The following is a 7727-nucleotide window of genomic DNA, read 5'->3' on the forward strand; positions in this document are numbered from 1 at the left end:
CGCCCTTTTCACTGCAGCGCGAATTCCGCCACGTTGTTTCCGAATGCGCTGGCGCCGTGGTCGGCACGGCCGACCATTTGCCGCAACCCGGCGAAAAGCTCGCGGCCAAAACCGAATTCATTGCCGACAAGATCGCTGTCCGCTGCCCGGCGCAGCGCGAAATCGCCTGCCGGCACCAAGACTTCCAGCGTACCGGCGTCGGCGTCGAGCCTGATGATGTCGCCGTCATGGATCCTGGCGATCGGCCCGTCCTCGACCGCCTCCGGCGTCACATGGATCGCCGCCGGCACCTTGCCGCTCGCGCCCGACATGCGCCCGTCGGTGACCAGCGCCACATGCTGGCCGCGATCCTGCAGGACGCCGAGCACGGTAGTCAGCTTGTGCAACTCCGGCATGCCGTTGGCTTTCGGCCCCTGGAAGCGGATGACGGCGATGAAATCGCCGGTCAACGTGCCGGCCTTGAACGCCTCGTTGAGCCCTTGCTGGCTGTCGAAAACCTTGGCAGGCGCCTCGATGATGCGCCGTTCCGGTTTCACGGCGGAAGTCTTGATGACGGCGTGGCCGAGATTGCCTGACAGCATTTTCAGCCCGCCCGTCGGCTGGAACGCCTTCTTGAACGGCGCCAGCACCTTCTCGTCGCCGCTTTCGCGGGGCGAGGCCTCGCGCACCACGCCGCCATCGGCGCCGAGCTTGGCCTCGACCGCATATGGCCGCAGCCCTTCGCCCCAAACCGTCTGGACGTCCTCGTGCAATATTCCCTCGTCGAGCAGTTCGCGGATCAGGAAGCCGAGCCCGCCGGCTGCGTGGAAATGGTTCACGTCGGCAAGGCCGTTCGGATAGACCCGCGCCAGCAGCGGCACGGCTTCCGAAAGGTCCGAAATATCCTGCCAGGTAATGGCGATGCCGGCCGCGGCGGCCATGGCGATCAGGTGGATGGTGTGATTGGTCGATCCGCCGGTGGCGTGCAGGCCGACGATGCCGTTGACGAACGAGCGCTCGTCGATCATCCGGCCGACCGGCGTGTAAGCGTTGCCGAGCGCGGTGATCGCCAGCGCCCGCTTCGTCGCCTCCCGGGTCAGCGCGTCGCGCAACGGCGTGCCGGGGTTGACGAAGGAGGCGCCCGGCGTGTGCAGGCCCATGATCTCCATCAGCATCTGGTTGGAGTTCGCCGTGCCGTAGAAGGTGCAGGTTCCCGGCCCGTGATAGGATTTGGACTCGGCCTCGAGCAGTTCGGCCCGTCCTGCCTTGCCTTCGGCATAGAGCTGGCGGACCTTGGCCTTCTCGTCATTGGGCAGGCCCGTCGTCATCGGTCCGGCCGGGATGAACACCGCCGGCAGATGGCCGAAGGTCAGCGCCGCGATCACCAGCCCCGGCACGATCTTGTCGCAGACGCCGAGATGGACGGCGGCGTCGAACATGTTGTGCGACAGGCCGATCGCCGCCGCCATGGCGATCACGTCGCGCGAGAACAGCGACAGCTCCATGCCGGGCTGGCCCTGGGTGACGCCGTCGCACATTGCCGGCACGCCGCCGGCGACCTGGGCAATGCCGCCGGCCTCGCGCGCCGCGTCCTTGATCAGCGCCGGAAATGTCTCGAAAGGCTGATGCGCCGACAGCATGTCGTTATAGGAGGTGATGATGCCGAGGTTCGGCACGCGGTCGCCGCCCAATGCCAGCTTTTCCGAAGGGCTGCACACGGCAAAGCCGTGGGCGAGGTTGCCGCAGGACAGCACGGCCCGGTTGGCGGTGCGGCTCGATGCCTCGGCGATGCGGCCGAGATAGGCCTCGCGCCCCGGTCTGGAGCGTTGGCGGATGCGCTCGGTGATGGCTTCGATGTCGCGTCTCGCGGTCATGGCGTCGGTCCTTTCAGGCGAGGTCCCGCAAACACGGTCCGTGCGGGACCCCTTGGCAAGTTGAAATCAGGGTGCCCAGAAAACCTGTACGGGTCTCTCGGCTGCGTCGAGCACGGCGCGAATGGGCTTTCGCGTTTCCGATGCCATCGCGCTTTCGAATGCCGTGCGCTTGTCCTCGCCCTCGATGTGCAGCGCGATGAAGCCGGCACTGACGATCCGCGCCAGCGACAGCGTCAGGCGCGGCTCGCCGGCGCTTGTCGCGTGAACCGGGAGCACGACCCTTTCCGACGACGGGTCGAGCAGTGTTTCCAGATTGTCGGCATCAGGGAAAAACGACGCGGTATGGCCATCGGTTCCCATGCCAAGCACGACCACATCGAGCGGCCAGGGCAGCGACCGCAACATCCTACTATCGGCCTCCGATGTGTTGCCGACGCTTTCTGCCTCTTGGTAGAGCGGCACGAAACGTGCGGCTGCGGCGGCGTGTTGCAAAAGATTGGCGGCGACCAGCCCGGCGTTGGAGCGCGGCGAGGAGACCGGCACGCAACGCTCGTCGACCAGCGTCACCGTGACCTTGTTCCAGGCGATCGGGATGCTCGAAAGCGATGCGAAAAATTTCGCCGGCGTCGTGCCGCCGGAAACGGCGAGCAATGCCGTGCCGCGCTCAGCGATCGCATTGGTTAGGCGGCCTGCGACGTGGCCGGCAAGTGCAGCCGCCAGGTCTTGGCGTTCGGCAAATGCGTGCCAGTTGTAGGCGGCGCCGTTCAATTGCTCTCGTGCCATGTCCGCCCGTCGCGTTCGATCAGCGCAATCGAGGCGGAGGGGCCCCATGTGCCGGCGGTATAGCCCTGCGCCTCCTGCCTGGCGCCTTCCCATGCGTCCTGGATCGGGTCGATCCATTTCCACGCCGCCTCGACCTCGTCGCGGCGCATGAACAGCGTCTGGTTGCCACGGATGACGTCCATGATCAGTCGCTCATAGGCGTCGGGGGCGCGGCCGTCGAAGGATTGCGCGAAGCTCATATCGAGCGGGATCTGGCGCAGCCGCATGCCGCCAGGCCCCGGATCCTTGATCATGATGAACTGCTTGACCCCTTCGTCGGGCTGCAGCCGGATGACCAGCTGGTTGGCCGAGATCGGCCCGGCGCTGTCGCCGAAGATCGAGTGCGGGATCGGCTTGAATTCGATGACGATCTCCGAGACGCGTGTCGCCAGCCGCTTGCCCGTCCTGAGGTAGAACGGCACGCCGGCCCAGCGCCAGTTGCCGATTTCGGCCTTGAGCGCAACGAAGGTCTCGGTGTTGCTGTTCTTGCCGAGCTCCTCGACATAGCCTTTCACCGGCCCGCCGGCCGAGGCCCCGGCACGGTACTGGCCGCGTACCGTGTGCTTGGGCGCTTCATTGCCGTTGATGCGTTTCAGCGCGCGCAGAACCTTCAGCTTTTCGTCGCGCACGGCGTCGGCGTCCATCGACGACGGCGCCTCCATGGCGACGAGGCAGAGAAGCTGCAGCATGTGGTTCTGCACCATGTCGCGCAGCGCGCCCGCCTTGTCGTAATAGGTGACGCGGTCTTCGAGGCCGACGGTCTCGGCCACGGTGATCTGCACATGATCGACATTGGCGGAATTCCACAGCGGCTCGTAGAGCGCATTGGCAAAGCGCAGCGCCATCAGATTCTGCACCGTTTCCTTGCCGAGATAGTGATCGATGCGGAAAATCTGGCTTTCATGGAAATCGTCGCCGACCAAATCGTTGAGCTGGCGCGCCGAGGCGAGATCGCGCCCGATCGGCTTCTCCAGCACGATGCGCGAGTTCGGCGTGATCAGCCCGTTCTCTTTCAGCTTGTGCGAGATGTCGCCGAACAGCGCCGGCGCAACCGCCAGGTAGAAGGCGCGGATGCATTCGCTGTCGCCGATCGCCGTCTTCAATTTGTCGAAGCCCGCGCCGGTCGTCGCGTCAGCCGAGACGTAGGAAAGCCGGGCAAGGAACGTCTCCAATTCCGCGGCGTCGATATCGGCCGGTTTCACATGGTCGGAAATCGCCTGCCTGGCGAAAGCCTGGAATTCCTCGTCGGTCATTTTCGAGCGCGACGTGCCGATGATGCGCGTCGGTTCGGAAAACTGATGGCCGCGCTGGCGATGATAGAGTGACGGCAAAAGCTTGCGTTCCGACAGATCGCCGGTGCCGCCGAAGATGATGAAGTCGAAAGGGTCGACGGGAATGATCTGGCTGGTCATGGTCTGTCCGCTCTGACGCCGCTCGCTGGTGTACGCGTGGATATAATCTAATCGATTTAGATTTTCCAGTGACACGGCGTCACATCCCCGGGGCCAATCGGACGTGTGCCGATTGTTCTGAGGTGTGCCCTTGACACTGGCGCAACCCGGACGCTTGTCGGCGAGGTGGTTCCGGGAGGCCTTCGCAGATGCAGCATAGAGCGGGATCGAGGCGAAAGCCAAAGGAGAAATCGAGAGTCTCTTTCGGCGACCATTGCCGGAGGCTGCCGGAGCGGGGAGTCTTCAATCATGAGTGAGAAAGCCATGCGCCTGGAAAACAAAGTTGCCATCATCACCGGTGCCGCGTCAGGCTTCGGCGAGGGCATGGCCAAGCGTTTTGCCGAGGAGGGCGCCAAAATCGTTGTCGCCGACCTCAACGCCAAGGGCGCCGAACGCGTCGCCAACGAGATCGGCCGGGCGGCGATCTGGACCCAGACGGACGTCTCGACCCGTTCCGAGTTCGACGAGATGGTCTATGCCGCAAAGAGTGCCTTTGGCCGCATCGACATCATGGTCAACAATGCCGGCTACACCCATCGCAACGGCGATATGCTCGAGGTCGACGATGCGACCTTCGATCTGATCACGGCCGTCAACATGAAGGCGATCTACCACGCCGCCCTGGCGGTCGTGCCGGTGATGGCTAGGCAAGGCGGCGGCGTCATCCTGACCACGGCCTCGACCGCCGGCATCAGGCCACGGCCCGGCCTCACCTGGTACAATGCGTCGAAGGGCTGGGCGATCACCGCGACCAAATCCATGGCGGTGGAACTCGCGCCGAAGAACATCCGCGTCAACTGCCTGTGCCCGGTCGCCGGCGAGACCGGCATGCTGGAAAAATTCAGGGGCGCCGACACGCCCGAAATCCGCGAGAAATTCCGCGCGTCGATCCCACTTGGCCGGCTTTCGACGCCGCTCGACATAGCCAACGCGGCGCTATGGCTGGCGTCGGACGAGGCGGCCTTCATCACTGGCGTGGCGCTGGAGATCGACGGCGGACGGTGCATCTGAGCCGTCCGGCCCTGTCGGTTTCAAGTTTGACCTGACCGTCCCTCGCACGCGGGCGGCTGATTGCGGCAGCCAAATGTGCCGTGGGCAACGTCAAAGAACGGCCTGACCGATGCTACGCGCCGGTCTTGACGAAGCTCTTGTAGATCCAGCCGCGTTTGCCGTTGAAGACGATCTGGCACCATTTCTTGCAGCCCATCACCTGAACCGAGGTCTTGGCCGGAATGGTGACGATGGCGGCCGCACTGTTCTTCGGACCGGTGCGCATGGTGACGCCCCTGAGGATACGTCCTGCCGCGCTTGCTTGCTTGGCCTCGACTTTGGCCTGGGCGCCATCCTTCTGTGTCGCGGCCGGCAGCGGCTTCGGGGTCGAGATGGCGGCGGTTGGCGCACCGTCCGTCGCCGCCTTGGCGGGAGCAGCGACTTTGGCAATCAATGCTGCCACTTTGGTTTTCGCTGCCGGATCGGCGAATGCCGCCGCGGTGGACGGCTTGTCTGCTTTTTCAGCCTGGCCCGCCGTCTGGCCGCCCGCCGTCTGGCCGCCCCCCGTTTGGCCGGATGTGGTCTTCGGTCCCGATCCTGTCCAGCGGGGATCATTGGGCGCCAGCGCCGCTATCTCGGCCTTCGCTGCAACTACCGCCGACGAAATCGCATCGGTCTTGCTCGCAGCCTGCTGCGCCGCGGCCGGCACGATCCGTGTCGTTTTCACCGGAATGCTGGAAACGATCTGCTCGGGACTCGCGACCGCTTGTCTCTCAGTGGCCGGCAATGCCAGCCATAGCGCCATCGCTGCCACGCCAAGCAGCGCTGCTGTACCAAACGCGGCGATGACCAGATGCAGGTTCGACCGGATTTGCCTCCAGAACCTGGGCTGCATGTCGTAGCCAAACTGCATCGCAAAGCGCCGTCGTTCCGGCGCGCCGAAACTGAAGGGCTCTCTCACTCTTACAACCTCCATTTGCGGGCCAACGTTCTTACGACCTGTGCCGGGAACCGGCATCTGGTCGGCATCGGTCCCAATCCAACGCGGGCAGGCCCGCAAAATCCCCCTTCGACTGCCCAGAACCGGCATCCTTTGCCGGCGATTGTGGCATCACTGCGCCCTTGCGGGGCGGATTCTGCACCTTTACGATCGATTCTTCAACTTGCAAGGGATTTTGCAACCTGTGGTTATATGCGGTCCCTCAAAGCATACCAGTTGAGCGCAAGAAACATCAGAGGCGCGCGCAAGCGCCGGCCACCGGGAAAGGCCGGGATGTTCAGGTCCTCGATCAGCCTCAGCCGGTCCCGGTTGCCGGCGACGGTTTCGGCATAGAGCTTGCCGAAAAAGTTCGACAGCATGACGCCGTGGCCGGAATAGCCGCCGACCGAGATCACATTGGGCATCACCTCCCGCACGAACGGTTTTCTCGGCATCGTGATGCCGACATAGCCGCCCCAGCCATGAGTGATCTCGACATCGCTGAGGTCAGGGTAAAGCTCGGCGATCTGCCGGCGGATGTGGACATGGATGTCTTTCGGATCGTTGACCGCGTAGATCTCGCGCCCGCCGAAAAGCAGACGCCCATCCGTCGATTTGCGGAAGTAGCGCACGACGAAGCGGGAATCGTCGACCGCCTCACCGCCCGGCAACACGTTTGAATCCGCAAGCGGCACCGTCGCGCCGATGAAGGAGCCGATCGGCATGATATGCGCGGCACTGATCGGCTCGAGCGTGCCGCCATGGGCGTTGACGCCGATCAGACATTTCTCGGCTGATATCGTGCCTTTCGGCGTCGTGACCCTGACCTTGCCGCCAACGGACGCGATGGCGGTCGCCGGCGTCTGCTCGAACAGCAGCGCGCCCGCCTGCGCCGCCACGTTTGCCGTGCCGATCACCAGCTTCAGCGGATGGATGTGCCCGGTGCCGGTGTCGCGGGTGCCGCCGAAATAGCGCGCCGAGCCCAACCGCTCCGCCGTCTCCCTGGCGTCCATGAAGCTGATGTGTGGATAGCCGAAGCGGTTCGCCATGATCTCGGCATGCGCCTTGTAGTCATCGACATAGCGCTGCTTGTGCGCCACCGACATCTGGCCTTGCATGTAGTCGATCTCGATCTTGTTGACGGCGGCGAATTCGAGGAGATGCGCCTTGGCCTCTTCGGCGAGGTCGAACAGCGCCTTGGCCCGGGAAAAGCCGTATTCCGCTTCGAGCTCCTCGGCCCAGGCGCGCTGACCGGTGCCGAGCTGGCCGCCATTGCGGCCCGATGCGCCGTCGCCGAAACGATGCGCTTCGACCAGCACGACATTGCTGCCGGCCCTGGCGAGGTGCACCGCCGCCGACAGGCCGGTAAAACCGCCGCCAACGACGACGACGTCGCACCTCAGGTCACCGTCAAGCGCCTTGTATTCGGGCCGCGGCCCGGCCGTGTCCTCATACCAGGAGCGGCCGGGGGAGATTGGGGATTGGTAGGGCATGATGCTCGGAGTAGGGGAGTAGGGGAGTAGGGCAGTAGGGCAGTAGGGCAGTAGGGCAGTAGGGCAGTAGGGCAGTAGGGGGCGGCACGTAATGGCGAAAATCGAGTCCTACAGGGATCTGATCGTCTGGCAGCAGGCA

The 7727-nt window shown here is 64.4% G+C and carries 6 protein-coding genes; 1 reads left to right on the forward strand and 5 read right to left on the reverse strand.

Features of this window, described 5'->3' with window-relative positions; genetic code table 11:
* Window positions 1–8: 8 nt before the first annotated feature.
* The 3 genes from edd to zwf form a co-directional block, all read right to left on the reverse strand.
* Entirely contained in the window at window positions 9–1853 is a 1845-nt protein-coding gene (edd, locus tag AC0L3D_RS25870; protein ID WP_236375132.1) for a phosphogluconate dehydratase, read from the reverse strand.
* 66 nt (window positions 1854–1919) lie between these two features.
* On the reverse strand, window positions 1920–2636 hold the full coding sequence (gene pgl / locus AC0L3D_RS25875; protein WP_473629037.1) for a 6-phosphogluconolactonase: 717 nt from the start codon (window positions 2634–2636) through the stop codon (window positions 1920–1922).
* Window positions 2618–4087: a glucose-6-phosphate dehydrogenase gene (gene zwf, locus AC0L3D_RS25880; RefSeq protein WP_236375126.1), complete on the reverse strand. Its 1470-nt coding sequence runs from the start codon at window positions 4085–4087 to the stop codon at window positions 2618–2620. The genes pgl and zwf overlap by 19 nt, the downstream gene beginning before the upstream one ends.
* Window positions 4088–4390: 303 nt before the next feature.
* On the opposite strand from zwf, the gene AC0L3D_RS25885 reads away from it, so the two are divergent.
* Entirely contained in the window at window positions 4391–5137 is a 747-nt protein-coding gene (locus tag AC0L3D_RS25885) for an SDR family oxidoreductase (RefSeq protein WP_473646256.1), read from the forward strand.
* A 112-nt stretch (window positions 5138–5249) separates the two neighbouring features.
* Here AC0L3D_RS25885 and AC0L3D_RS25890 read toward each other — a convergent pair whose 3' ends face one another.
* Both AC0L3D_RS25890 and AC0L3D_RS25895 read right to left on the reverse strand, forming a co-directional pair.
* On the reverse strand, window positions 5250–6077 hold the full coding sequence (locus AC0L3D_RS25890) for an SH3 domain-containing protein (protein WP_473629036.1): 828 nt from the start codon (window positions 6075–6077) through the stop codon (window positions 5250–5252).
* Between the two features lie 227 nt (window positions 6078–6304).
* Entirely contained in the window at window positions 6305–7588 is a 1284-nt protein-coding gene (locus tag AC0L3D_RS25895) for an NAD(P)/FAD-dependent oxidoreductase (protein WP_473629035.1), read from the reverse strand.
* Window positions 7589–7727 lie beyond the last annotated feature (139 nt).

This window comes from Mesorhizobium sp. WSM4837 (assembly GCF_055811435.1).